The organism is Phaeovulum veldkampii DSM 11550 (assembly GCF_003034995.1).
GTDB lineage: Bacteria > Pseudomonadota > Alphaproteobacteria > Rhodobacterales > Rhodobacteraceae > Phaeovulum > Phaeovulum veldkampii.
Genome location: NZ_PZKF01000012.1, coordinates 15,215 through 39,551 on the forward strand (window position 1 = coordinate 15,215; position 24,337 = coordinate 39,551).

The following is a 24,337-nucleotide window of genomic DNA, read 5'->3' on the forward strand; positions in this document are numbered from 1 at the left end:
CGTGAAAGATCTGGCCAACCAAGGCGATCAGGACGCGGGCGGCCCGCCTGAGGCCAAAGGCTTGCTGCATCTGAGCCCCGACCTGCGGGTCGGCGCCCCACCCCCCGGCCCGGCGCCCGAAACCGCGCGCGCTGCCGACCCGCCGCCCACGGGCGCGGGCCGCGGGGCGGAGCGCCCTGATCCCGGCGGAACGGCTGGGCCAACTGCCGGACAGGGCGGCGGCGGCAAGGCCAAAGGCCCCGGCTTTCACGCCCGCCTTGGCCCGGTTGATTTCGGCCAAAGCCTGCAGGCGGGCATCTCGGTCGTGCGGCGCAACATGGCGGCAGTGATGCTGTTCACGCTGGCCACCAACGTGCTTATCCTGGCGATTCCGATCTATCTGTTTCAGATTTCTGACCGGGTGCTGACCTCTCGCTCGGTCGATACGCTGATCATGCTGACCGGGGTCATCGTGGCGGCGATCGGGCTTTATGCGGTGTTTGACGCGATGCGCCGGTTTGTCCTGATGCGCACCGCGGTCGAGGTTGCGGTGCAGCTTGGCGGCCCGATCCTCAGCGCCGCCGCGCGCGCCTCGCTGCATTCCAACGGGCGCGAATACCAAACCCTGGGCGACCTGCAACAACTGCGCTCGTTCCTTGTGTCGGGCACTTTGCTGTCATTTCTGGATGTGCCTTTTGCGCCGATCTTCATCATCGCGGTGTTTCTGATCCACCCGCATCTGGGCTTTATCGTGGTGGGCACGGCGCTGTTGCTGTTCGTGCTGGCCCTGGTGAACCAGCGGATGACGGCGCAGCATTTTGCCCGCGCCAATATGTATCAAAGCCGGGCTAACCTGCACCTGGATTCCATGTCGCGCAACAGCCAGATCATCAACGCGCTGGCGATGATCCCAGAGGCGGTGCGGATCTGGGGCCGCGATACGGCGGGGTCGTTGACCGCGCAGGTCATGGCGCAGGACCGCAACATCATTTCCGCCACCATTTCGCGCGGAGTGCGGCTTTTGACTCAGGTCGCGATGCTGGGCTGGGGCGCCTGGCTGTCGCTGGAGGGCCAGATCACCGGCGGCATGGTGATTGCCGCCTCGATCATCGCCGGCCGGGCGCTTGCGCCGATCGAAGGCGCGATCGAGGGCTGGAACCATTTTCTTCTGTCGCAGACGGCCTATCAGCGCATCGCGCAACTGCTGCGCGCCTCGCCGCTGAACACCGAACGGCTGCGCCTGCCCCGGCCCGAAGGGCGGCTGGATGTGGAACGGCTGCTGTATGTGCCGCAGGGCACCAAATCGGTGGTTCTGAACGGTATCAGCTTCTGCCTTGCGCCCGGTGAATCGTTGGCCGTGATCGGCAATTCGGGCGCGGGCAAGACCACGTTGGGCAAGATGCTGGTGGGTTCCTTGTTGCCCACCTCGGGCGCGGTCCGGCTGGATCTGATGGATCTGCGCAACTGGGATCAGCGGCAGTTTGGTGAAAACGTGGGCTATCTGCCGCAAGATGTGCAGCTGTTCCCCGGCACGATCAAGGACAACATCGCCCGGATGCGGGCCGATGCGACCGATGAACAGATCTACGAAGCCGCGCGGCTGGCCGATGTGCATGACATGATCGCCAACCTGCCGCATGGCTATGAAACCACCGTGGCGGCCGACGGATCACCGCTTTCCGGCGGACAGAAACAGCGCGTTGCGCTGGCGCGGGCTTTCTTTGGAAACCCCCGCCTTCTGGTGCTGGACGAGCCGAATTCCAACCTAGACACCGGCGGCGATCTGGCGCTGGCGCGCGCCGTGGAACATGCGCGCAACAAGAAGATCACCGTGGTCGTCATCACACAAAAGCCCTCGCTGTTGCAGCATGTGGACAAGATCATGCTTCTGGCCGATGGCGGCATTGCCATGTTCGGGGCGCGCGCCCAGGTGCTGGCCGCGCTGGAACAGCGCCGCCAGCCGCAGCAGGTGAAAGCCGCTGGCACCGCCCGGCCCGTCACGAACGGCCAGCCCACCGCGAAAGGAACCCCGCAATGACCCTGCCTGTCAGCTATCATCAGCTTGAATGGTATGCCGAGGTGCCCCGGTCGGTGCGCGCGCACAAGGTTCTTGGAATTGCGTTGTTCGTTCTGGCGCTCGGGGGCTTTGCGGTCTGGGCGCTGACCGCGCCGCTGGCCGCGGCGCTGATCGCCCAGGGCAGTTTCGTGGCCACCGGCAAAAATCAGATCGTGCAGCATCTGGAGGGCGGCATCATCGCCGAAATCACAGTTTCCGAAGGCGACAGGGTGGTGGCGGGCCAGCCCATCGTTCGGCTGGACATGACCGCGGCGAATGCGCGCGAACAAGAATTGTTCCTGCGCCGCGCCCGGCTTGAGGCGATGGCCGCGCGGCTGAGCGCGATGGCCGCCGACCGACCTGCCATGACGCTTTCGCCGTTTTTGCAAAACAACGCTTCCAACCCCGAGGTGGCTGATATCCTGCGCAGCCAGAGCGAAGCCTTCGTCGTGTCGCGCCGTAAGCTGGAACTGGACGTGACCTTGCTGCAGAGCAATCTGCGCGCTACGGAACTGCGCCAGATCGGCTATGTCGCGCAGCGCAATTCGCTGTTGGAGATGATTGCGGTTCTGACCGAAGAACTGGACGGCAAGGCAGAGCTTATGAAAGCGGGGCTGACGCGCAAGGATACGGTCAACACGCTGCGCCGCGCCCGCATTGATGCTGAGGGCCAACTGGGGCGGATCGAGGCGCAGATCGCCGAAAACGAGGTGATCCTGTCACGGACCGCGGAGCAGATCGCGCAGGCGCGCACCGCCTATACCAGCACCGCGATGGATGAGCTGCAATTGATCGAGGCGGATCTGGATGCCGTGCGCGAACAGCATGTGAATGCGACGGCCATCGCCGAACGATCATTGATCCTTGCGCCGGTGGACGGGATCGTGGTGCAGATGAAATACAACACCCCCGGCGGCGTGATCGAGCCGGGCAAGCCGATTGCCGAAATTCTGCCCGCGGACGCCGACCTGATCATCGAGGCAATGGTGCAGCGCAGCGACATCGACCTGTTGCAGATGGGTCAGACGGCAGCGGTGCGGCTTGTGTCGCTGAACCAGCGCACAACGCCGGTTCTGGAGGGGGAAGTGTTTTATGTCTCGGCCGATGCGGTGCGCGACAAGAACGATCCGACCGGGCGGGACGTGTATCTGGCGCGTGTCAGGCTGCCCAAGCAGGAACTGGATCGAGTTTCCGGCTTTCAGCCGATGCCCGGCATGCCTGCCGAGGTGATCGTGACCACACATGAACGCACCTTTGCCCAGTATATCACCAAGCCGATAACAGATTCCATGGCCCGCGCCTTCCGCGAGGATTGATCCGGCGGCGGGGGCTTTGGGCGGCAAACGCGGGCCGTCAGCCACGCGGCGGGCGCCGGGGGGCTGATGTCATCGCGTCGTGCGCGGCGCGCACGCGCGCAGGCGCAGAGCGGATCAGTTCGGGGATAAGGTCGGCCTCTGGCAGATTCTTCCAGTATTTGCGCGGCATGTTCGATGCCATCGCTGCAATCATCAGGCGGGCCGGGTTGAAGATGCTGGCAAAGTAAACGCGCCACAGGTCTTCGGTTGCATCCGCCGGGGGCGCTGCGCAGCCTTGCGTCGCGAAAAACTCTAGCTGCCCCGTCTCGCAGCGCGCGGTCAGGCCGGGCGTGGCGATCAGCCAATCCATATCGCCAAAGCGGCGTGCAAAGAAGGGGGCTGCGGGTTCCACGATCGGGTGGTCAGGCTCGAACCATGCGGCAAAGGCGCGGCGGTTCGCGCCGGGGGGCGTGACCTCTCGAAAGCGCACAAAGCCGTGCATCTTGTGGATGTCACGTCGCACCGCCTTTTCCTGATCCAGCAGGCGCCGCAGCGCCGGGTCTGAACGGTCGCCCCAGCGCAAATCCTTGCGCGCCAGCCGCAGCACTATGGCATAGCCGCGCGCAAAACGCTGCGGGTCGGAATGATGCAGCGCCGTTTCGATGGCCAGCACCGCATCGCGCGGCAGGGTCAGCGGAACCGCGCGCCCGGCTGCAATGGGGGCTGCGTTGAAGAGATCGTCAGCGGCATCGCCCACCGCCCATTGCACCGCCTCGGGCGGCACGCCTGTCGCCGCAAGGCGCCGCACCTCGGCCCGCCATGCGGCCACGGTGCCGATGCGGGGCAGCACCACCTGCATCAGAACAGGCTCAGTTGCGCGGGCGCGGGGGCAAAGCGGGCGCGCAGGTTGGCAGCATCAGGCAGTGCACGCGGCGACCAGCCCGGCAGGGTAATGAAAGGCTCGGCGTGCCGGACCACGCACCCGATCGCCAACAGATCCTCATAGCGCAGCGTCCGGTGGCGCCGCGCCTCAAGGATGCGCTGCACGCTACGGGTGCCAAAGCCGGGCACCCGTAGCAGCATCTCGCGCGGGGCGCGGTTGACGTTGACCGGAAACAGCCCGCGATGCGCCAGCGCCCAGGCCAGCTTTGGGTCGATTTCCAGATCGAGCATGCCAGACGGGGGCGCGATTTCTGCGGCCGCAAAGCCATAAAACCGCATCAGCCAGTCGGCTTGATACAGCCGATGTTCGCGCTGAAGCGGCGGCCGGGTCAGGGGAAGCTGACGCGATGCATCAGGGATCGGCGAGAAGGCCGAGTAATAGACCCGCCGAAGCTGATAATCGGCATAAAGCCGCGATGACGCGCTCAGGATCTGGCCGTCCGTTGCCGGATCAGCCCCGACGATCATCTGCGTCGATTGCCCCGCGGGGGCAAAGCGTGCAGGCCGGGCGCCGCGGTGGCTGCGGTCGCGCGCCGCCTCGGCGCGGGCGCGCACCTCGGCCATGGCGCCGTGAATCGTGCGTGCGGATTTCTCGGGCGCAAGCTGGCGCAGCGCGGTTTCAGTCGGCAGTTCGACATTGATCGAAAGCCGGTCCGCCCATTTCCCCGCCTCGGCGATCAGGTCGGGTGCGGCGTCGGGGATGGTTTTCAGGTGGATGTAGCCCCGGAAATGTTCCCGCTCGCGCAGGGTGCGGGCGATGCGCACCATTTCGGCCATGGTGTCGTCGGGCGAGCGGATAATGCCGGACGACAAAAACAGCCCCTCGATATAATTACGCCGATAGAATTCGATGGTGAGCTGCACCACCTCATCAACGGTGAAACGCGCACGCTCGACCCGGCTTGAGGCGCGGTTGATGCAATAGGCGCAATCGTAGATGCAGAAGTTGGTCAGCAATATCTTGAGCAGCGAGACGCAGCGCCCATCTGGCGCCCAGGCGTGGCAGATGCCCGCGCCCCCCGCGGAGCCAAGCCCGGCACCATCGCGCGAACTGCGCCGCTCGCCACCCGAAGATGCACATGACGCATCATATTTCGCGGCGTCGGCAAGAAGGGCAAGCTTTTCTGAAAGTGTACGTTTGGCCATTTGTTCATCTTATGTTCTTATCTCGACAAAAGCAAGCGCAGCTCTGATCAGCACAGGGTGAAACGATGTTGGGGGATTTCTGATCAAGCGACCAACCGCGCACGCCCCAATCGGGCGTCCCGACAAGCGGCAAGATCAAATCTGTCTAGAAGGCGTGGTGCCGCTGAAGGGACTCGAACCCCCGACCCCATCATTACGAATGACGTGCTCTACCAGCTGAGCTACAGCGGCCTGGTGGCGGGCGGATAGCATCTTCCTTGGGGGTTGTGTAGCCCTAATTTAATCAGGGCACGCGACGGGGAGCCAAGATCAGCGGCAGCAAAAGACCCGGTCGCATCGCTGCGACCGGGTCTTTTGCTTGCCCGTCAGGGCAACGATCAGCCGCGTTCCTGCGGGCTGCGCACGATCAGCGGCAGCATCTCGGCGCCATGGGCCAGCGGGATGCCGCCCTGCGGCGGTTCGCGCCAGCTGAGCGTGTCGAAGCCGCCGCAGTTGTCGCAGACCGGACTCCATTCTGCCTGAATATTGTGGCACTTGTCGCAGCACCACTGATGGCCGCGCGGCGCCACCAGTGCCTTGGCCAGCCAGCCGCGGACAACCGCATCATCCTCGCCCTCGCCGCGCGCCACGGCAGCCATGATCGTCAGCACGCGCGCGGTGGGATGCTTCTCGACCAGATCGCCCAGAGCCCGGCGGGCGGCGGGGAAATCTTCGACAGCAAGGCTCAACTCGGCGCGCAGCAGGCGGGTTTCCTCGGCTTCGGGGCGCGATTTCAGCAGCGCGTCAAACCGCTTCAGCCGAGCGTTTGGCGATTCTTCAGGCTCGATTTCGGCAAAGGCTGCGGCCAGATCAGGGTGCGGCCGGGCATCCCATGCCTTTTGCAGAATGCGCGCCGCGTTCTTGCCGTCGCCCTTGGCCGCGTAGGCCTTGGCTGCCATCACCGCTGCGGGGATCAGGTCGGGCGAGGCCTTGTTGGCCGCAATCGCGGCCTCACGCGCCTCGATCGAGGCGCCGTCGGCAAAGACCTCTTTGGCCTCTTGCAGCGCCAGCACGGCATCGCGCCGCTTGTGCACCTCTTTGGGAAGCAGGCCCTGACGCAGCTTGGCACCCAGAACGTTGCGCGCGCCTTTCCAGTCGTGCGCCTCGGTTTGCAATTTCAGCAGCGTGTTTTGAACAGCCTCGTTGCGCGGTTTCAGCGCAAAGGCCTTTTCCGCCAGCTTCAGCGCCGTTCCGGTATCGCCCTCGGTCAGCTTTTGCCGCATCAAACCTTGCACACCCACAAATCGGGTCGTGTTGTTGTCCAGCAGCTTTTTGTAGGCAGCGGCGGCCTTGCGCGTGTCACCCGACACTTCGGCTGCCTGCGCCGCCAGAAGCGTGGTCAATTCGGGCCGCCGCAGATACCGTGCGGCCCGCGCGGCCTTGACCTGCGCAATCCGGCCCTCGCCGGAGGCGATCGCCAACATACCCTCGGCCAAAGCCTCATAGCCCTTGCGCTCGCGCGAGCGGTCAAAATAGCGGCTGATCGCGGTTTCATCGCCCGCGATGAAGCGGATCACCGCCAGCGCCAGCCCCAGCAGCTTGAACACAACCCAGATCGCAATCACCGCCAGAACGGCCACGATGGCGGCCTGCAGCGCACCAAGGGTAAATTCGTAATCGGCCACCGTAATACGAACGCCTTCGCCAGAATCGGCCAGACGCATGGCGCCCAGCGTCAAAGCCGCGACGATCACCAGAAACAGTGCTACCTTGACGAAAGACCAGATCATCCCCATCGCCGTCTCCTCAGTTCAGGCTCTGGGCCAAAGCGGCCAGGGCATCGGTTGCAGCCACGCGTGCTCCGGCCTGCGCAATCCAGTCGGTCATCGCGGTCTTGGCAGCTTCGGGCAGCGCGTCCACCTCGGCCAGCGCGCCGGGAACGTCGCCCGCGTTCAGCGCGGCCTCGGCGCGCGACAGCACCGCGTCGGCCGTGTCGCCCTCGCGCACCTCAAGCGAGCGCGCGCCGGTCTGGGCCAGCAAGAAGGCGCCCAGACGGTCCAGCGGCTCTTCGCCGGCGGTGTCCTTGCGGGCGGTTATCAAGGCGGCACGGGCGGCGGGGGCAAAGCCCTCGCGCAGGGCGGCCAGCGTCGGCACGGTTGCGTTCAGCGCCTCGGGCACATCCAGACCCGCGGCGTTCAGTTCGGCCAGAGCCTCGACCAGCGGCGCGCCATTGTCCATCGCCAGACGCATCCGCGCGATGGCGGCCTGCGCTAGAGCCTTTTCGGCGGCGGCCTGCGCCTCAGCGCGCACCGCGGCGGCTTCGGCCTCGGCGGCTGCAATTCGCTCGGCGACCTCGGCGGCGGCGGCGGCCACCTCTTCCTGCACCAGATCGGCAGATGACCGGTTCTTTTCGATCAGCGCGCGCATGTCGGCCAGTTCGCGTTCAAACGCCTCAACAGCGGTGACCGAGGCTGCGCCGCCCTCAACGGGGCGCTTTTCCAGCGCAACGATCCGCTCATCAAGCGTCGCAAGAGTCGTAGTCAGCGCGGCAAGCTGCCCCTCGACCGACGACAGATCGACCTCTGCGGGCGCAACGGGGGCCGCGGCAAGTGCCGCGATTTTGGCGGCCTGCGCATCCAACGCGGCCTGCAGAGGCGCGGGGTCAAAGCTTGACCCGGCCGGACGCAGGTTTTCGGGCAGGTAGGGGGCGATCTGCGGCAGGCCATAAATCACGCCGCCCGCGCCGATCGCAGCGGCAGCAACGCCGCCCATCAGCATCGGGAAGAACCCGCCCTTGCGCTGCGGCGCAGGCTGGACCGCCCGCACGGGTGCCGATTCGCGCGCAGTCTGCCCCGTTTCACGGTCATCTTCCTCGAACGATTCGGTGGCGTTGGCGGAATAGTCTTCGTCGTCGTCCTGCGGCTTGTAGTCGTCAAGCGTGAAGGGCTTGTCGCGAAGGTTGATGGTCATGCCCTCATCCTCCGCAGTGGCGGCCTCGGCTCGGGGCGTTTTTTCAACGTCATCAAGCATCTGGTCATCCCCGGTCGCAGCGGCAGCAACACCGGGCCCTTTGGTTTCGGCAGCGCCAGCTTTGGCCCCGTGGGGGGCGTTTTCGGGCTGCTCATCCGGGGCAGAGCCCCCCTCGTTGGGCTTCATCACAGGAACATCCCTCCAGTTCCAGCCGCCAAGCGGCGTTATTTTTCAGGCGCAGTCTAAACGCGCGCCCAGCTTGTCTCAACCCGCATCGGCGGATGCGACAATGCGGTCTAGGGCCAGCATCATGCCCGCAGCATCGGGAGTTGGCGCAACTTCCAGTCGTGCGGGCGTCAGGGCCACCAGAGGGGCCGCAGCAGCAGCACTGATCGCGGCAATCCACAACCGCGCCTGGGCATTGGCCGCGCGTTTGGCAAACAGGCGGGCAGAGCGGGGCGAGAACAGCGGCACCAGCAGCGGGCCATCGGTGGCCAGCAACCGCCCCTCCTCGATCGAGGGCGGCAGCTCGATCTGGTCGTAGACCGTGGCTTCCAGCGTCTGCACCCCCGCCGCGTTCAGCAGGGCGGCAAGCTCTGCGGCAACATGTCGCCCGCGGGCGTGCAGCAGCGGGCGCGCGGTTTCCTCGGCCAGAATGGCGCGCACCAGGCCCTGCGCCTCGCCGGGCCCCAGGATCGGCACGAACCCCGCCGCCTCGGCCACCTTGGCGGTGCGCGGCCCCACGCACCAAGCCCGCCGCCCCGCCGCAGGCGACAACGCCGCGAAGGGCGCCACCGCGCTTTCCGAGGTAAAGACCACCACCGGCGCAGGCGGAACCTCGGCAGGCACAGTCACGATTTCAAGCAGGGGCGAAATCACCACCGGCCAGTCGGCGCCGTAGCGGGCGGCAAATTCGGCGGCAAACCGGCGCGATTGCGCCAGAGGTCGGGTCAACAGCAAGGTCGGGCGCAGGTCTGGCACGAAAACCCCCCGGGATTGTGCGAAAGCCGGGGCAGTGTTACCTGCCACAGGGCGCGCAGGCAACCGGCAGAACATGGCACAAACGCTTACCCTTCTTGGCATCGAGTCAAGCTGCGACGATACCGCCGCCGCCGTTGTCCGGCTGGCGGAGGGGCGCGGCACGGTTCTGGCCTCGGTCGTGGCGGGACAGACTGATCTGCACGCGGCCTTTGGCGGCGTGGTGCCGGAACTGGCCGCGCGCGCGCACACCGAAAAGCTGGATCTTTGCGTGGAACAGGCGCTGGCCCAGGCGGGGCTTGGACTGACCGATCTTGACGGCGTGGCGGTGACGGCGGGGCCGGGGCTGATTGGCGGGGTAATGGCGGGGGTGATGTGCGCCAAGGGCCTTGCCGCGGGCGCCGGGTTGCCGCTGGTGGGTGTCAACCATCTGGCGGGCCATGCGCTGACCCCGCGCCTGACTGACGGGCTGGAGTTTCCCTATCTGATGCTGCTGGTGTCGGGCGGGCACTGCCAGTTTCTGCTGGTGCGCGGCGCCGAAGCGTTCACGCGCCTTGGCGGCACGATCGACGACGCGCCGGGCGAGGCCTTTGACAAGACCGCCAAACTTCTGGCGCTGCCCCAGCCCGGCGGCCCGGCGGTGGAAACCGAAGCGGCGCTGGGTGATCCGCGGCGGTTCGCCTTCCCGCGCCCGTTGCTGGACAGGCCGGGCTGCGACATGTCGTTTTCGGGGCTGAAGACCGCGCTGTTGCGCGCCCGCGACGGGGTGATGGCGGATGGCGCTCTGCGGCGGCAGGATCGGGCCGATCTGTGCGCCGGGTTTCAGGCCGCCGTTTCCGCTGTGCTGGCCGAAAAGTCGCGCCGCGCGCTGGCGGATTATCTGGCGCTGGCCCCCGCCGATCCGGTTTTTGCCGTGGCGGGTGGGGTGGCTGCCAATCGGGCGATCCGCGCCGCGCTGGAGGATGTGGCCGCACGCGCGGGCGCGCGCTTTGTCGCACCGCCGCTGGCGCTGTGCACCGACAATGCGGCGATGATCGCCTGGGCCGGGATCGAGCGGTTCCGGCTGGGCCACCGTGACGGAATGAGCCTGTCGGCCCGCCCGCGTTGGCCGCTGGATGAAACCGCCGCACCGATGCTGGGCGCGGGCAAGAAGGGGGCCAAGGCATGAGCATTTCTGTTTTGGGCGCGGGTGCCTTTGGCACGGCACTGGCTGTCAGCCTTGCGCAGAATGGGCCGGTGACGCTGTGGGCGCGTGACCCGGCGCAGGCGGCGCAGATGGCCGAAGCCCGGATGAACGCGCGCCGCCTGCCGGGGGTGCGCCTGCCAGACACCGTGACGGTGACCGCCGATCTGGATGCGGCCATGGCCGATGTGGTGCTGCTTGCCATTCCGATGCAGCAAACGGCGGCGTTTCTGGCCCAGAACACCGGGCGCCTTGCGGGCAAAGCGCTGGTCGCCTGTTCCAAGGGAATTGATCTCGCCACCGGCCAGGGGCCGACGGCGCTGATTGCCACCACCTGCCCCGGCGCCATTCCGGCGGTTTTGACCGGCCCCAGCTTTGCCGCCGACATCGCCCGCGGCCTGCCCACCGCGCTGACGCTTGCCTGCGCCGACGCGGCGGCGGGCACCGCCCTGCAACACGCCCTGTCAACCCCCACGCTGCGACTTTACCGCACCACCGACACCACCGGCGCAGAGCTGGGCGGCGCGCTGAAAAACGTGATCGCCATTGCCGCGGGAGTGGTAATCGGCGCCGGGCTGGGCGATTCTGCCCGTGCCGCGCTGATGACCCGCGGCTTTGCCGAGATGACGCGCCTTGCCACTGCCTTCGGCGCCCACCCCGATACGCTGATGGGTCTGTCGGGCTTTGGCGATCTGGTGCTGACCTGCACCTCGGCGCAATCGCGCAACTTCCGCTTTGGTCAGGCGCTGGGTGCTGCGGGAAGCTTTGATGCAGAAGCAACCATCGAAGGCGTGGCCACCGCACGCGCCGCCACCGCCCTTGCCGCGCGCCACGGTATCGACATGCCGGTGACGCAGATGGTCGCCGCCCTTGTCGCGGGTGCAATCACCGTGGAAAATGCCGTTCAGGCGCTGTTGTCGCGCCCGCTGAAACAGGAGTGATCATGCTTTACGCCATCATCTGCCGCGACAAGCCGGGGCACCTACAGGTGCGGCTGGAGACCCGCGCCGCCCATCTGGCCTATATCGAACAAACCGGCATCGTGAAGATGGCCGGCCCGTTCCTTGAGCAAGGGCAGATGTGCGGATCGCTGGTGGTGGTCGAGGCCGACAGCCTGAAGGCCGCGCAAGACTGGGCCGCGGGCGACCCCTATGCCGCTGCCGGCCTGTTCGAAAGCGTCAGCGTGACCGAATGGAAAAAGGTGATCGGCTGATGGCCTACTGGCTGTTCAAATCGGAACCCGACGTCTGGGGCTGGGATCATCAGGTCGCAAAAGGCGATGCTGGCGAAGAATGGCACGGCGTGCGCAACTACCTTGCCCGCAACAACATGCGCGCCATGAAGATCGGCGATCTGGGGTTTTTCTACCATTCCAACATCGGCAAGGAGATCGTCGGCATTGTCGAGATTTGCGCCGAAAGCCACCCCGACAGCACCACCGATGACCCGCGCTGGGATTGCGTCGATATCCGCGCGGTGCGGCCCCTGATGCGCCCTGTGACGCTGGCCGAGGTGAAGGCCGATCCCCGCCTGCAAGAAATGGCCTTGGTCAAATCCATGCGGCTGTCGGTGCAGCCGGTGACTGCGGAGGAATGGCGCATTGTATGCGGTCTGGGCGGGGTAGACCCCTGAACTGCCCGCAAATCGATATCAAGAAAACATGTTTGAATTCATGCCATTGTCGTATCTTTACTCCAAGCGTTACCGGCTGGCCGACGCGCCGCCGCGGCGAGGGGGCCATTGAACCCCGCAGACCCCGGCCCATCTATTCAAAAGGCCGGGCGCACCGGCAGCAGGGAAGAGAAACATGACCGAAACGCATCACATCACCTTGGCCTTCGACCGCGATCTGGAAAAGGTTCAGGCTCTGGTCGTCAAGATGGGCGGCATGGTAGAGGCCGCCATCCTTGACGCCGCTCTGGCGCTGGAGAGCCGCGACGAGGATCTGGCCGAACAGGTCCGCCTGCGCGACAAGGCCATCGACGCGCTGGAAGAGCAGATCAACACCGAAGCCGCGCGCCTGATCGCGCTGCGCGCGCCCACCGCCAGCGACCTGCGCATGACGCTGAGCGTGATGAAGATTGCCGCCAGCCTTGAGCGCGTGGGCGACTATGCCAAGAACATGGCCAAGCGCAGCCATGTGCTGGCGCATATGGCGCCCATCGCGGGCTCGGGCGGGGCGATCCGCCGGATGGCGCGCGCGGTCGAGGCGATGCTGAAGGACGCGCTGGACGCCTACATCAACCGCGACGCCCAACTTGCCGCCGATGTGCGCGCCCGCGATCTGGAGGTTGACCAGATGTATAACGCGCTGTTCCGCGAGTTTCTGACCTACATGCTGGAAGACCCGCGCAACATCACCGCCTGCATGCACCTGCATTTCATCGCCAAGAACGTCGAACGCATGGGCGACCACGCCACCTCGATCGCCGAGCAGGTGATCTATCTGGTCACCGGCGAAATGCCCGAGGATGACCGCCCCAAAACCGACAGCGTCGCCCGTCTGAACGAAGAAGAAGACTGATCACTCCGGCGCGGCGATGGCCAGCCGCACCGGATCAAGCCCGTCGATCTTGCCTTCGATCACATCACCGGGGCATACCGGGCCCACGCCCGCCGGAGTGCCGGTAAAGATCAGATCGCCGGGGCCAAGGTGATAGAGCGTTGAGAGGTGACAGATCAGTTCTTCGACGCTCCAGACCATATCTCCCAGATGCGCCTCTTGCCGAACCGCACCGTTCACCCACAGGCAAATCCGCTGTGGGCCAACGGAGCCGACGTCGGCGGCGGGCGTGATCGGGGCGACGATGGCCGAATGCTCGAAATCCTTGCCGGTGTCCCAGGGGCGGCGCTTGTCCTTGGCGGCGGCCTGAAGATCGCGCCGGGTCATGTCAAGCCCCGCCGCATAGCCAAAGATCGCCGCGCGCACCTGATCGGGGGTAGCGCGGAACAGGGCCGCGCCCAGCGCCACGACCAGTTCCATCTCGTGATGATAATCCGCCGTTCCCGGCGGATAGGGAACCGTCGCTCCGGTCGCAGTCAATGCAAGGGCCGATTTGGTGAAATAGAACGGAGCAGAGCGGTCCACCTCGCCGCCCATCTCGCGGGCATGTTCGGCATAGTTGCGCCCGACGCAAAAAATGCGGTGCACAGGGTAAAGCGCCTCTATCCCCTGCACGGGAATCGCCCGCACCGGGGCAGGACCGAAAACAAAGTCGCTCATGCGCGTTGCTCCAGAAACGCCTCTACCTCGGCACGGGCAGGGATCGCCTCGGCGGCCCCTGCCCGCGTCACTTTCAGCGCCGCCGCCCCGGCGGCCAGCCGCAGCGCGGCAGCGGGGCCGAAGCCCTGATCCCGCGCAGCGGCAAAATATCCGGCAAAGGTGTCGCCCGCACCGGTGGTATCGACCGGGCTCACCGCAAAAGCCGGCTGGTAGATCACCCGCCCCGCGCCAAGATCGTGCCAATCGGCGCCCTCAGCCCCGTGCGTGACCAGAACCTCGGCCACTGGCAAATCGCTCAGCTCGCAGCCCAGCGCCGCCGTCAGTTGCCCGGCCTCAACCGCATTCAGCGCCAGCGTGGTGACATGCGGCAGCACGGCCCGCACCGCCGCCAACTCAAACGGCGCCGCTGAATAGACAACCCGCAGCCCCCGGATTGCCGCAGCCTCGGCCGTCTCGGCCTGCGCCGATGTTTCGTTCTGCAGCAGCAGCGTATCGCCCGGCACAGCTGCATCCAGCGCGGCAACCGCCGCCTGTGGCGCAATCGCCCGGTTGGCGCCGGGGTGTATCACGATGGCGTTTTCGCTCGCCGCATCCAGCAAGATGATGGCGTGCCCGGTTGCCGTTTGCATCCGCGCCACCGCCGCGCAATCAACCCCCAGCGCTACCAGCCGCGCCAGCACCTGCCCCCCGTCGGGGCCAATGGCCCCGATCAGGCGCACCCGCGCCCCGGCACGCGCTGCGGCCACCGACTGGTTCGCCCCCTTGCCGCCCAGCCCCGTCGAATAGTCCAGCGCGGCCAGCGTTTCTCCCGGCTGCGGCAGATGGGGCAGCCGATAGACATGGTCGATATTGATCGACCCCAAGGTCCAGATCGTCACGGCCAAGCCCCCTTCATCTTGGTTCAAATATCCTCGGGGGGGCGCGGGGGGCAGACGGCCCCCCGCTCTACCCTCAGCCACCCTGCCCCAACCGGCAGGCTGCAATCGCCGCCATATTCAAGATGTCGTTCGCCGTCGACAGTGTCGAGCAGATCTGGATCGGCTTTTCCACCCCCGTCAGAATCGGGCCGATCACCGTGGCCCCCGCCATTTCCTGCATCAGCTTGACCGAGATCGAGGCCGAGTGCCGCGCGGGCACGACCAGAACGTTGGCAGGCCCGGTCAGTCGGCAGAACGGGTAATTCGCCATCTGGTCGGGGTTCAGCGCCACATCCACGGCCATTTCGCCGTCATATTCGAAATCGGCCTTGCGCGCATCCAGCACCGAGGGCGCCTGATGCATCTTCATTGCGCGCTCCGACACCGGATAGCCGAAGGTCGAGAATGACAGGAACGCCACCCGCGGGTCGATCCCCAGACCGCGCGCCACCATCGCGCCGCGTTCAGCGATATCGGCAAGGTCATTCTCGTCGGGCCATTCATGCACCAGCGTATCACCCATCAGCACGATCCGCCCCTTGTGCAGGATCGCGGTGATGCCCACAGCCCCATCCGAAGGCCGGGCGTCGTAGACATGGTTGATCAGTTCCAGCACATGCGCCGACTTGCGGGTGGCGCCCGTCACCAGCCCGTCGCCATGGCCATGCGCCAGCATCAGCGCGGCAAACACATGCCGGTCGCGCGCGGCCAGCTTGTGCGCATCGTGCCGGTCAAAGCCTTTGCGCTGAAGCCGCCCGTAAAGAAATTCCTTGTAGGAATCGAGGTGTTTGGTATTGCCCGCATTCACCACCTTCAACTCGCGCACCGCATCGCTCATGCCTGCGGCCTCAAGCTTTTCCTTCACATCGGCTTCGCGCCCCACCACAAGCGAGGTGCCCAGCCCCGAGCGTTGCCACGCCACCGCCGCGCGCAGCACGCGCGGATCGTCGCCCTCGGCAAAGATCATCCGGGCCTGCGCCGCCTTGGCGCGAGCGTGTATGCCCTGCAGGATGCTCGCCGTCGGGTCCATCCGCGCCCTCAGGCTTTGCGCATAGCCCGCCATGTCGATGATCGGACGACGCGCCACGCCGGTATCCATCCCGGCCTTGGCCACCGCGGGCGGGATCACATGGATCAGCCGCGGGTCGAACGGCGTGGGAATGATATAGTCGCGCCCGAAGGTCAGCTTGCGGCCATAGGCCATCGCCACTTCGTCGGGCACATCCTCGCGCGCCAGCGCCGCCAGCGCGCTGGCGCAGGCAATCTTCATCTCGTCGTTGATCGCACGGGCGTGGATATCCAGCGCGCCGCGGAACAGATAGGGGAAGCCCAGAACGTTGTTCACCTGATTGGGGTAGTCGCTGCGCCCGGTTGCCACGATGGCATCGGGGCGCACGGCGTGGGCCTCTTCGGGGGTAATCTCCGGGTCGGGGTTAGCCATGGCAAAGATCACCGGGTTGTCGGCCATGGTGGCGACCATCTCGGCTGTGACGGCCCCCTTGGCCGATACGCCGAGAAATACGTCACAACCCACCATCACGTCTTCCAGCGTGCGCGCCTCGGTGCGCGCGGCATGGGCCGATTTCCACTGGTTCATGCCCTCGGTTCGGCCCTGATAGATGACCCCCTTGGTGTCGCACATGATGCAGTTTTCGTGCCGCGCGCCCATGGTCTTGATCAGTTCAAGGCAGGCGATCCCGGCAGCGCCCGCACCGTTCAGCACGATCTTGCAGTCTTCGATCTTCTTGCCCGACAGTTCCAGCGCGTTGATCAGCCCCGCCGCACAGATCACCGCAGTGCCGTGCTGGTCGTCATGGAACACCGGAATGTCCATCAACTCTTTCAGCCGCTGCTCGATGATGAAACACTCGGGCGCCTTGATATCTTCAAGGTTGATGCCGCCAAAGGTCGGCCCCATCAGGCGCACGGCCTGAATGATCTCGTCGGGGTCTTCGGTGTCCAGTTCGATGTCGATGGCGTTCACGTCGGCGAACCGCTTGAACAGAACCGCCTTGCCCTCCATCACCGGCTTGGACGCCAGCGCGCCCAGATTTCCCATGCCCAGAATGGCGGTCCCGTTCGAGATGACAGCAACCATGTTGCCCTTGACGGTATAGTCATAGGCAGTTTCGGGCATGTCCGCGATGGCCTGCACCGGAACCGCAACGCCGGGCGAATAGGCCAGCGACAGGTCGCGCTGGGTCGTCATCGGCTTGGTCGCCGTGATCTCGTATTTGCCGGGGCGCGGATCAAGGTGATAGGCCAGCGCCTCTTCGGGCGTAATGCGGTTTTTGGTGGACATTGGGGCGGGTTCCTCCTGCAAGCCCTGCCCTCTTAGCGCCACCGCGCCTGCGCCTCAATGGATTTGCCGCTTTTCGGGCCAGTGGCGGTTTTGTAGGGTCATCCGAAAAGGGGGAAAAGGGTGTCCGAGCCGACTGTCACGCCGATGATGGCGCAATATCTGGCGATCAGGGAAGCGAACCCCGGCGCGCTGCTGTTCTACCGGATGGGCGATTTCTACGAAATGTTCTTTGACGACGCCGTGGCGGCGGCGGCGGCGTTGGACATTGCACTGACCAAACGGGGCCAGCATCTGGGGCAAGACATCCCCATGTGCGGCGTGCCGGTTCATGCCGCCGAGGGCTATTTGCTGACACTGATCCGCAAGGGCTTTCGCGTGGCGATTGCCGAACAGATGGAAGACCCGGCCGAGGCCAAGAAGCGCGGGGCAAAATCGGTGGTGGCGCGCGATGTGGTGCGGCTGGTCACCCCCGGCACACTGACCGAGGAAAGCCTGCTGGAGGCGCGTCGGCACAATTTTCTGGCGGCCTGGGCCGAGGTGCGCGACGAGGGCGCGCTGGCCTGGGTGGATATTTCCACCGGCGAGTTTCGGGTGATGCCCTGCTCTCTGGTGCGGCTGGGGCCGGAACTGGCGCGCCTCGCCCCGCGCGAGGTGTTGGTCAGCGAGGCGCGAGAGGCCGATTGTGCCCCGCTGGTGGCCGAGGCGCGGGCCGCTCTGACACCGCTGAGCCGCGCGAGCTTTGACAGTCAGGGGGGCGAACGGCGGCTGTGTGCGGCGTTTGCTGTAGGCTCGCTTGAGGCGTTCGGCGCCTTTGGCCGCGCCGAATTGTCAGCGATGGGCGCAATTGCCGATTATCTGGACCTGACACAGCGCGGCAAGCTGCCACTGTTGCGCGCGCCGCTGCGCGAAAGCCCCGGCGGCACGATGCAGATCGACGCGGCTACGCGCCGAAACCTGGAGCTGACGCAGGCGTTGTCTGGCGGGCGCGACGGCTCGCTTCTGGTGGCCATCGACCGCACGGTGACGGCGCCTGGCGCCCGGCTTTTGGAGCGGCGGATTTCGGCGCCCTCGCGCGATCTGGGCGAAATCCGCGCGCGCCATGCCGCCGTGCGGTTTCTGCTGGGCGAACCCCGGCTGGCCGAAGACCTGCGCGCCGATCTGCGGCGCGTGCCCGATATGGACCGCGCGCTCAGTCGCCTTGCGCTGGACCGGGGCGGCCCGCGCGACATGGCGGCCATTCGCAACGGGCTGGAACAGGCGGGGCGCATCGCGGCGCGGCTGACCGCATCCGAGGCGCCGCACCTGCTGACCGATGCCGCCACCGCGCTGGTCGGGCATGATGCGCTGGTGGCGCTGCTGGATGCCGCGCTGGTGGCAGAACCGCCGCTGCTGGCGCGCGATGGCGGCTTTGTCGCGCCGGGCCATGATGCGGGGCTGGATGAAACCCGCCGCCTGCGCGACGAGGGGCGCGGGGTGATTGCCGGAATGCAGGCTGAATACATTGCGCAGACCGGCATCAATAGCCTGAAGATCAAGCACAACAACGTGCTGGGCTATTTCATCGAAACCACCGTAACCCATGCCGACCGGATGCTGGCCCCGCCGCTGAGCGAAACCTTCATCCACCGCCAGACCACGGCGGGGCAAGTTCGGTTCACCACGCTGCCGCTGAGCGCGCTGGAAACCCGCATCCTGAATGCGGGCGCCCATGCGCTGGAAATCGAAAAGCGAATTTACGACAGCCTGCGCGGCGCGATTCTGGATCAGGCCGGGCCGATTGGCGCGGCGGCACGGGCGCTGGCCGAAATTGACCTGACTGCCGCCTTTGCCGATCTGGCCGCCGCCGAGGATTGGGTGGAGCCGGTGATTGATGACAGCCGCGCTTTCGAGATCGAGGGCGGGCGGCATCCCGTGGTGGAATTGGCCCTGAAACGCACGGGCGAACCGTTCATTGCCAACGATTGTGCGCTGTCAGACGGCGAGACACCGGCCATCTGGCTGCTGACCGGGCCGAACATGGCGGGCAAATCAACCTTCCTGCGGCAGAATGCAATCATCGCGCTGCTGGCGCAGGCGGGTGCCTTTGTGCCCGCACGCTCGGCGCATATAGGGCTGGTCAGCCAGTTGTTCAGCCGGGTGGGCGCCGCCGACGATCTGGCGCGGGGGCGATCCACTTTCATGGTCGAGATGGTTGAAACGGCGGCGATCCTCAATCAGGCCGACGACCGCGCACTGGTCATTCTGGATGAGATCGGGCGCGGCACAGCGACCTATGACGGGCTGTCGATCGCCTGGGCGGTGCTGGAACATCTGCACGCCACAAATCGGTGCCGGGCGCTGTTTGCCACGCATTACCACGAAATGACGGCACTGGGCGCCAAACTGAGCGGCGTTGAAAACGCCACCGTTTCGGTAAAGGAATGGGACGGCGAGGTTATCTTTCTGCACGAGGTCAGGAAGGGCGCGGCGGACCGATCCTATGGTGTTCAGGTGGCGCGGCTGGCGGGGCTGCCGCAATCGGTGGTGGACCGGGCGCGGCTGGTGCTGGAGGCACTGGAATCGGGCGAACGCGAAGGCGCGGCGCGCAAACAGGCGATGATCGACGACCTGCCCCTGTTCCGCGCAGCACCCGCGCCACGGCCCGCCCCGACCCCGGCCGGGGCGTCGCCGCTGGAGAACAGGCTGAAGGCCCTGCACCCCGACGAAATGACCCCGCGCGAGGCGCTTGCGGCGCTTTACGAATTGAAGGGGATGGTGGGCAATGGTGCGCCGTAAAGGCGCACCCTACGGCTGCCTTATGACTTGGGGCTGGAGGACACGCCCACCTGAGCTGGCCGCAAAAGCCGGTCGTGAATCAGGAAACCCTCGGTCATCACCTGTATGATGTCACCCGCCCTGGTGCCGGGCAGCGGCGCCTCGAACATGGCCTGATGCTGTTGCGGGTCGAAGGCGTCGCCCACCTGCGGCATGATCGGGGTGATACCATGCTTGCCAAAGACATTGACCAGTTCGCGCAGGGTCAGTTCGACCCCCTCGATCAGGGCCGCCGCTGCGGCACGCTGTTCCTCGCCCGCGGCATCCAGCGCGCGACGCAGCGCGTCATAGACCGGCAGCATGTCACGCGCGAGCCGGGTGCCGCCGTATTGTTCGGCCTCGCGCCGCTCTCGCTCGCCGCGCTTGCGGATGTTTTCGGCATCGGCCAGCGCGCGCATGAACCGGTCCTTCAGCTCGTCCCGTTCGGCGCGCAGCGCCTCCAGCTCGCCAAAGGCCTCATCGAAGTTTTCTTCGATCTGTGCCTGATCTTCGGCAATCTCGTCTTTCTTCATATCGCTCATGCGTCTTACCCCTTGCCCCGACCGGACAGCATCCGCCCGACCAGCTGCGCTGTATAGTCCACGATCGGCACGATGCGACCGTAATTGAGCCGCGTCGGCCCGATCACGCCCACCGCGCCGATGATCTTCCGATCCGCGTTCATATAGGGAGAGACCACCAGAGAGGAACCCGAAAGTGAAAAAAGCTTGTTCTCCGACCCGATGAAAATGCGCACACCATCGCCCTGCTCGGTCAGTTCGAGAAATTCGGCAATGTCGCGTTTGCGTTCGAGATCGTCGAAAAGTGTACGAATCCTGTCCAGATCGGCCTCGGAGCCGATCAGGTTCGACCGGCCCCGCACGATCAGACGCTCATGCCGCTCGCCCGCATCTTGCCACAGGGCGAGGCCGCTTTCGACCAGATCGCGAGCGAGCGTGTCCAGTTCCTGCCGCCGCGCGGCAATTTCGTGGCCGATCTGTGCCCGCAGTTCCGACAGCGTCCGCCCCTCGGCAAGCGCGTTGAGAAAATTGCCCGCCTCGCGCATCGACGAGGGGGTTTGCCCCAAGGGCGGGGTGAACAGGCGATTTTCGACCTGTCCATCGGCAAAGACCAGCACCACCAGCGCCCGGTCCTGGGCAAGGCTGACAAATTCGATGTGGCGGATCGGCGCTTCGTGCTTGGGCGTCAGCACAAGACTGGCGCCGCGGGTGACACCCGACAAAACCGCCCCGACACGGTCAAGAAGCGTGTCAACATCCGGCTCGTTCACGCCCATCGTGGCATCGATCTTTTCACGGTCGGCGGTGGCGACCTCGCCCACCTCCATCAAGCCATCGACGAACATCCGCAGCCCCAGTTGCGTGGGCACCCGACCGGCCGAGATATGCGGGCTGTCCAGCAGGCCCATGTATTCAAGATCCTGCATCACGTTTCGGATCGTGGCGGCGCTGACCTTTTCGCTGAGAGTGCGGGTAAGCGTGCGCGAACCTACCGGATCGCCGGTATCAAGATACCCTTCAACCACCCGGCGAAACACCTCGCGGGAGCGGTCGTTCAGATCGGAAAGAAGTTTTGGCGTGTCGGTCATCTGTTCCTTCGGCCCCGACCGGAGTTAAAGGCCGCGCGGGGCTGGCGTCAATCGGGGTTGCATCAGGCGTCGGGGCAACTGTAATTGGCCCATCATCGAGAAAGGACACCCCATGCGCCCCTCTGGCCGGAATCTAAGCGAGATGCGCCCGATTTCAATTGAGACCGGGATCACGAAACATGCCGAGGGCTCGTGCCTGATCCGGATGGGGGATACCCATGTGCTGTGCACCGCCACGATCGAAGACCGCGCTCCGCCGTTTCTGAAGGGCACCGGACTGGGCTGGGTCACTGCAGAATACGGAATGCTGCCGCGGGCCACAAACAGCCGCAACCGGCGCGAGGCGGCGGCGGGCAAGCAATCTGGCCGGACACAGGAAATCCAGCGCCTGATCGGGCGCGCGCTGCGGGCGGGCGTGGACCGCGTGGCACTGGGCGAGCGGCAGATCGTGGTCGATTGCGACGTGATCCAGGCCGATGGCGGCACCCGCTGCGCCTCGATCACCGGCGGCTGGGTTGCGCTGCGGCTGGCCGTGAACAAGCTGATGAAAGCCGGGCTGGTAACCTCTGACCCACTGGTAGACCATGTTGCGGCGGTTTCCTGCGGCATCTATGCGGGCCAGCCGGTGCTGGATCTTGACTACGCCGAAGACAGCGAGGCGGGCACCGACGGCAACTTCATCCTGACCGGGCGCGGTCGTCTGGTCGAAGTGCAGATGTCGGCAGAGGGCGCAACCTTTTCGCGCGACGAGATGGGCAAGCTGCTGGATCTGGCCGAAGCCGGGATCGTCACCCTGGTGGCGGCACAGAAGGCGGCGGTGTGATGCGGCGGTTCACCGGCGACCGGCTGCTTGTGGCAACCCACAACGCCGGCAAGCTGGAGGAAATGGCGGCTTTGCTGGCGCCCTTTGGCATCGCCTGCGTGGGGGCAGCCGAGATGAGGCTGCCCGAACCCGCCGAGACGGAAACCACCTTTATCGGCAATGCCCGCATCAAGGCCCACGCGGCCGCAAAGGCCACCGGCCTGCCCGCGCTTGCCGATGACAGCGGCATCGAGGTTGAAGCGCTGGGTGGCGCGCCGGGCGTATACACCGCCGACTGGGCCGAAACGCCGCAAGGGCGCGATTTCGTCATGGCGATGACGCGAACCTGGGCCGAGCTGGAGGCGATCAACGCCCCCCTGCCCCGACGCGCGCGGTTTCGATCAACCCTTGTTCTGGCTTGGCCCGATGGGCATGACGAGGTATTCGAGGGAAAGGTCGAGGGGCAGGTCATCTGGCCGATGCGCGGCGCACAGGGGCACGGCTATGACCCGATGTTCCAGCCCGAGGGGTTCGACATTACCTTCGCCCAGATGGAACCGGCCCAAAAGAACGTGATCAGCCATCGCGCGGATGCCTTCCGCAAGCTGATGGCCTGTTTCGGGGGCTGACATGCGACGCATTTCCACCGGATCACCATTCGAGGCCACTATGGGCTATTCGCGCGCCGTGGTGAAGGGTGGCTGGTGTTTTGTGTCGGGCGTTACCGGCTATGACTATGCCACGATGACCATGCCCGAGGCCGTTGCCGATCAGGCGCGAAACTGCTTTGCCACCATCGCCCGCGTTCTGGATGAGGCGGGCTTTGCCATGGCAGACATCGTACGCGTCCAATACACCGTCACCAGTGCCGCGATGGTAGATGACCTTGTGCCCGCCCTGGGCGACGCGCTGAGCGAGATCCGCCCGGCGGCTACAATGGTGATTGCCGGGTTGATCCGGCCCGAGATGAAGGTGGAGATCGAAGTCACCGCCTTCAAAGGCTAGGCAATGGACGACTGGCGCAATGGCGGGTTCGGGCTGTACCTGCACTGGCCCTTCTGCGCCTCCAAATGCCCCTATTGCGATTTCAACAGCCATGTAGCGGCCAGCATCGACCAGAGGCGCTGGCAGGCCGCCTACCTGGCCGAGATCGCGCGCGTGGGCGCACTGACCAAGGGGCGTGTGCTGAGCACAGTCTTTTTCGGCGGCGGCACGCCCTCGTTGATGGAGCCGGACCTGGTAGCCGCGATCCTGGATGCTGTGCGCCGCACATGGCGCATCGCAAACGATCTGGAGGTGACCCTGGAAGCCAACCCCGGCAGCGTCGAGGCGGGGCGGTTCCGGGGCTATGCCGAGGCGGGGGTGAACCGGCTGTCGATGGGGGTGCAGGCGCTGAACGATGCCGATCTGGCCCGGCTGGGGCGGCGGCATACGGCGGCCGAGGCACGGGCGGCGTTTGACATTGCACGAGCGCAGTTTGACCGGGTCAGCTTTGATCTGATCTATGCGCGGCAGGACCAGACGCCCGCAGCCTGGGCCGCCGAATTGCGCGCCGCGCTGGCGATGACGGTCGATCATTTCTCGCTGTATCAGTTGACGGTCGAAGACGGCACCGCCTTTGCCGCGCGCGCCGCGGCGGGCGGCCTGAGGGGCCTGCCAGAAGACGATACAGCAGCAGATATGTATCTGATGACACAAGATATTTGTGGCGAAGCGGGGTTGCCGGCCTATGAAGTTTCCAACCACGCGCGACCGGGGGCGGAAAGCCGACACAACCTGATATACTGGCGCTATGGCGATTATGCGGGCATCGGGCCGGGCGCGCATGGGCGGCTGACCTTGCCGGAGGGACGGTTTGCGATCGAGACGCCAAAAGCGCCGGGCGATTGGCTGACGCGAGTGGAGGGCGAGGGCACCGGGGAAAGCGCGCGCGCGGCGCTGACGTGCGCTGATCAGGCGGCGGAATATCTGATGATGGGGCTTAGGCTGGCAGAGGGCATCGACACCGCGCGCCACGAGGCGCTGGCAGGACGCGCCCTGCCCCGGCAAGCGGTTCAACAGTTGCAGGATCTGGGCATGATAGAGGCCAAGGCGGACCGGTTGCACGCCACCTCGGCGGGGCGGGCGGTGCTGAACGCGGTGATCCGTGAACTGTTGCCCTGA

22 protein-coding genes and 1 tRNA gene are annotated in these 24,337 nt (G+C 65.8%); 12 read left to right on the forward strand and 11 right to left on the reverse strand.

Features of this window, described 5'->3' with window-relative positions:
- The first annotated feature begins 1 nt into the window (after position 1).
- Positions 2–2,017, forward strand: coding sequence for a type I secretion system permease/ATPase (locus tag C5F46_RS06705; protein ID WP_235820104.1), 2,016 nt, complete (start codon positions 2–4; stop codon positions 2,015–2,017).
- On the forward strand, positions 2,014–3,351 hold the full coding sequence (locus C5F46_RS06710) for an HlyD family type I secretion periplasmic adaptor subunit (RefSeq protein ID WP_107324597.1): 1,338 nt from the start codon (positions 2,014–2,016) through the stop codon (positions 3,349–3,351). The genes C5F46_RS06705 and C5F46_RS06710 overlap by 4 nt, the downstream gene beginning before the upstream one ends.
- A gap of 37 nt (positions 3,352–3,388) precedes the next feature.
- Here the strand turns inward: C5F46_RS06710 and C5F46_RS06715 are convergent, their stop codons facing one another.
- The 6 genes from C5F46_RS06715 to C5F46_RS06740 all read right to left on the reverse strand — a co-directional run bounded on the left by C5F46_RS06715 (position 3,389) and on the right by C5F46_RS06740 (position 9,348).
- Entirely contained in the window at positions 3,389–4,189 is an 801-nt protein-coding gene (locus C5F46_RS06715) for a TIGR03915 family putative DNA repair protein (protein WP_235820105.1), read from the reverse strand.
- A complete protein-coding gene (locus tag C5F46_RS06720) occupies positions 4,189–5,418 on the reverse strand; it encodes a putative DNA modification/repair radical SAM protein (RefSeq protein WP_107324599.1) in 1,230 nt (409 codons plus the stop codon). Before C5F46_RS06720 ends, C5F46_RS06715 begins: the two co-directional genes overlap by 1 nt.
- A 155-nt stretch (positions 5,419–5,573) precedes the next feature.
- Positions 5,574–5,649: transfer RNA gene (locus C5F46_RS06725), tRNA-Thr, on the reverse strand.
- A gap of 146 nt (positions 5,650–5,795) precedes the next feature.
- Positions 5,796–7,187 (reverse strand): heme biosynthesis protein HemY, encoded by a 1,392-nt coding sequence (locus C5F46_RS06730; RefSeq protein ID WP_107324649.1) that lies wholly within the window; start codon positions 7,185–7,187, stop codon positions 5,796–5,798.
- Between the two features lie 16 nt (positions 7,188–7,203).
- Positions 7,204–8,367 (reverse strand): COG4223 family protein, encoded by a 1,164-nt coding sequence (locus tag C5F46_RS06735; RefSeq protein ID WP_133618511.1) that lies wholly within the window; start codon positions 8,365–8,367, stop codon positions 7,204–7,206.
- A 264-nt stretch (positions 8,368–8,631) separates the two neighbouring features.
- The gene (locus C5F46_RS06740) at positions 8,632–9,348 is read right to left on the reverse strand and encodes a uroporphyrinogen-III synthase (RefSeq protein WP_235820106.1); all 717 of its coding nucleotides are present in this window, start codon (positions 9,346–9,348) and stop codon (positions 8,632–8,634) included.
- 73 nt (positions 9,349–9,421) lie between these two features.
- Here C5F46_RS06740 and tsaD point away from each other — a divergent pair, with 73 nt between their 5' ends.
- The 5 genes from tsaD to phoU all read left to right on the forward strand — a co-directional run bounded on the left by tsaD (position 9,422) and on the right by phoU (position 13,052).
- Entirely contained in the window at positions 9,422–10,513 is a 1,092-nt protein-coding gene (gene tsaD / locus C5F46_RS06745) for a tRNA (adenosine(37)-N6)-threonylcarbamoyltransferase complex transferase subunit TsaD (protein ID WP_107324601.1), read from the forward strand.
- Positions 10,510–11,469 carry an NAD(P)H-dependent glycerol-3-phosphate dehydrogenase gene (locus C5F46_RS06750; protein WP_107324602.1) on the forward strand — a complete coding sequence of 320 codons (960 nt, stop codon included), beginning with the start codon at positions 10,510–10,512 and terminating at the stop codon, positions 11,467–11,469. The genes tsaD and C5F46_RS06750 overlap by 4 nt, the downstream gene beginning before the upstream one ends.
- A gap of 2 nt (positions 11,470–11,471) precedes the next feature.
- On the forward strand, positions 11,472–11,741 hold the full coding sequence (locus C5F46_RS06755) for a YciI family protein (RefSeq protein ID WP_107324603.1): 270 nt from the start codon (positions 11,472–11,474) through the stop codon (positions 11,739–11,741).
- Positions 11,741–12,160 carry an EVE domain-containing protein gene (locus tag C5F46_RS06760; protein ID WP_107324651.1) on the forward strand — a complete coding sequence of 140 codons (420 nt, stop codon included), beginning with the start codon at positions 11,741–11,743 and terminating at the stop codon, positions 12,158–12,160. Before C5F46_RS06755 ends, C5F46_RS06760 begins: the two co-directional genes overlap by 1 nt.
- Before the next feature lie 175 nt (positions 12,161–12,335).
- Positions 12,336–13,052, forward strand: coding sequence for a phosphate signaling complex protein PhoU (phoU, locus tag C5F46_RS06765; protein WP_107324604.1), 717 nt, complete (start codon positions 12,336–12,338; stop codon positions 13,050–13,052).
- Here the strand turns inward: phoU and C5F46_RS06770 are convergent, their stop codons facing one another.
- The 3 genes from C5F46_RS06770 to C5F46_RS06780 form a co-directional block, all read right to left on the reverse strand.
- The gene (locus C5F46_RS06770; protein ID WP_107324605.1) at positions 13,053–13,751 is read right to left on the reverse strand and encodes a fumarylacetoacetate hydrolase family protein; all 699 of its coding nucleotides are present in this window, start codon (positions 13,749–13,751) and stop codon (positions 13,053–13,055) included.
- Positions 13,748–14,629, reverse strand: coding sequence for a PfkB family carbohydrate kinase (locus tag C5F46_RS06775; protein ID WP_107324652.1), 882 nt, complete (start codon positions 14,627–14,629; stop codon positions 13,748–13,750). Before C5F46_RS06775 ends, C5F46_RS06770 begins: the two co-directional genes overlap by 4 nt.
- Before the next feature lie 73 nt (positions 14,630–14,702).
- Positions 14,703–16,970 (reverse strand): NADP-dependent malic enzyme, encoded by a 2,268-nt coding sequence (locus tag C5F46_RS06780; protein ID WP_107324606.1) that lies wholly within the window; start codon positions 16,968–16,970, stop codon positions 14,703–14,705.
- 144 nt (positions 16,971–17,114) lie between these two features.
- On the opposite strand from C5F46_RS06780, the gene mutS reads away from it, so the two are divergent.
- Entirely contained in the window at positions 17,115–19,745 is a 2,631-nt protein-coding gene (gene mutS, locus C5F46_RS06785) for a DNA mismatch repair protein MutS (RefSeq protein ID WP_168796865.1), read from the forward strand.
- 20 nt (positions 19,746–19,765) lie between these two features.
- Here the strand turns inward: mutS and C5F46_RS06790 are convergent, their stop codons facing one another.
- Together C5F46_RS06790 and hrcA are read right to left on the reverse strand one after the other, a co-directional pair.
- A complete protein-coding gene (locus C5F46_RS06790; protein WP_107324608.1) occupies positions 19,766–20,305 on the reverse strand; it encodes a nucleotide exchange factor GrpE in 540 nt (179 codons plus the stop codon).
- Between the two features lie 5 nt (positions 20,306–20,310).
- Positions 20,311–21,372, reverse strand: coding sequence for a heat-inducible transcriptional repressor HrcA (gene hrcA / locus C5F46_RS06795; RefSeq protein WP_107324609.1), 1,062 nt, complete (start codon positions 21,370–21,372; stop codon positions 20,311–20,313).
- A 112-nt stretch (positions 21,373–21,484) separates the two neighbouring features.
- On the opposite strand from hrcA, the gene rph reads away from it, so the two are divergent.
- From rph to hemW, 4 genes are read left to right on the forward strand one after another with little or no spacing between them, the layout of a single operon-like run.
- Positions 21,485–22,195, forward strand: coding sequence for a ribonuclease PH (gene rph / locus C5F46_RS06800; RefSeq protein ID WP_107324610.1), 711 nt, complete (start codon positions 21,485–21,487; stop codon positions 22,193–22,195).
- Complete coding sequence (gene rdgB, locus C5F46_RS06805) at positions 22,195–22,803, forward strand: RdgB/HAM1 family non-canonical purine NTP pyrophosphatase (protein WP_181317737.1); 609 nt, start codon at positions 22,195–22,197, stop codon at positions 22,801–22,803. Before rph ends, rdgB begins: the two co-directional genes overlap by 1 nt.
- A gap of 1 nt (position 22,804) precedes the next feature.
- Positions 22,805–23,179: a RidA family protein gene (locus C5F46_RS06810; protein ID WP_107324612.1), complete on the forward strand. Its 375-nt coding sequence runs from the start codon at positions 22,805–22,807 to the stop codon at positions 23,177–23,179.
- 3 nt (positions 23,180–23,182) lie between these two features.
- Positions 23,183–24,337 carry a radical SAM family heme chaperone HemW gene (gene hemW / locus C5F46_RS06815; protein ID WP_107324613.1) on the forward strand — a complete coding sequence of 385 codons (1,155 nt, stop codon included), beginning with the start codon at positions 23,183–23,185 and terminating at the stop codon, positions 24,335–24,337.

Bases quoted from the DNA above. Each gene is read 5' to 3' on its own strand.
- hemW (WP_107324613.1), top strand. From the start codon at position 23,183: ATGGACGACTGGCGCAATGGCGGGTTCGGGCTGTACCTGCACTGGCCC.
- C5F46_RS06770 (WP_107324605.1), bottom strand. From the start codon at position 13,751: ATGAGCGACTTTGTTTTCGGTCCTGCCCCGGTGCGGGCGATTCCCGTG.
- C5F46_RS06810 (WP_107324612.1), top strand. From the start codon at position 22,805: ATGCGACGCATTTCCACCGGATCACCATTCGAGGCCACTATGGGCTAT.
- mutS (WP_168796865.1), top strand. From the start codon at position 17,115: ATGATGGCGCAATATCTGGCGATCAGGGAAGCGAACCCCGGCGCGCTG.
- C5F46_RS06710 (WP_107324597.1), top strand. From the start codon at position 2,014: ATGACCCTGCCTGTCAGCTATCATCAGCTTGAATGGTATGCCGAGGTG.
- C5F46_RS06735 (WP_133618511.1), bottom strand. From the start codon at position 8,367: ATGACCATCAACCTTCGCGACAAGCCCTTCACGCTTGACGACTACAAG.
- C5F46_RS06720 (WP_107324599.1), bottom strand. From the start codon at position 5,418: ATGGCCAAACGTACACTTTCAGAAAAGCTTGCCCTTCTTGCCGACGCC.
- C5F46_RS06790 (WP_107324608.1), bottom strand. From the start codon at position 20,305: ATGAGCGATATGAAGAAAGACGAGATTGCCGAAGATCAGGCACAGATC.
- C5F46_RS06750 (WP_107324602.1), top strand. From the start codon at position 10,510: ATGAGCATTTCTGTTTTGGGCGCGGGTGCCTTTGGCACGGCACTGGCT.
- C5F46_RS06730 (WP_107324649.1), bottom strand. From the start codon at position 7,187: ATGATCTGGTCTTTCGTCAAGGTAGCACTGTTTCTGGTGATCGTCGCG.
- rph (WP_107324610.1), top strand. From the start codon at position 21,485: ATGCGCCCCTCTGGCCGGAATCTAAGCGAGATGCGCCCGATTTCAATT.
- tsaD (WP_107324601.1), top strand. From the start codon at position 9,422: ATGGCACAAACGCTTACCCTTCTTGGCATCGAGTCAAGCTGCGACGAT.
- hrcA (WP_107324609.1), bottom strand. From the start codon at position 21,372: ATGACCGACACGCCAAAACTTCTTTCCGATCTGAACGACCGCTCCCGC.
- rdgB (WP_181317737.1), top strand. From the start codon at position 22,195: ATGCGGCGGTTCACCGGCGACCGGCTGCTTGTGGCAACCCACAACGCC.
- C5F46_RS06715 (WP_235820105.1), bottom strand. From the start codon at position 4,189: ATGCAGGTGGTGCTGCCCCGCATCGGCACCGTGGCCGCATGGCGGGCC.
- C5F46_RS06755 (WP_107324603.1), top strand. From the start codon at position 11,472: ATGCTTTACGCCATCATCTGCCGCGACAAGCCGGGGCACCTACAGGTG.
- C5F46_RS06760 (WP_107324651.1), top strand. From the start codon at position 11,741: ATGGCCTACTGGCTGTTCAAATCGGAACCCGACGTCTGGGGCTGGGAT.
- phoU (WP_107324604.1), top strand. From the start codon at position 12,336: ATGACCGAAACGCATCACATCACCTTGGCCTTCGACCGCGATCTGGAA.
- C5F46_RS06780 (WP_107324606.1), bottom strand. From the start codon at position 16,970: ATGTCCACCAAAAACCGCATTACGCCCGAAGAGGCGCTGGCCTATCAC.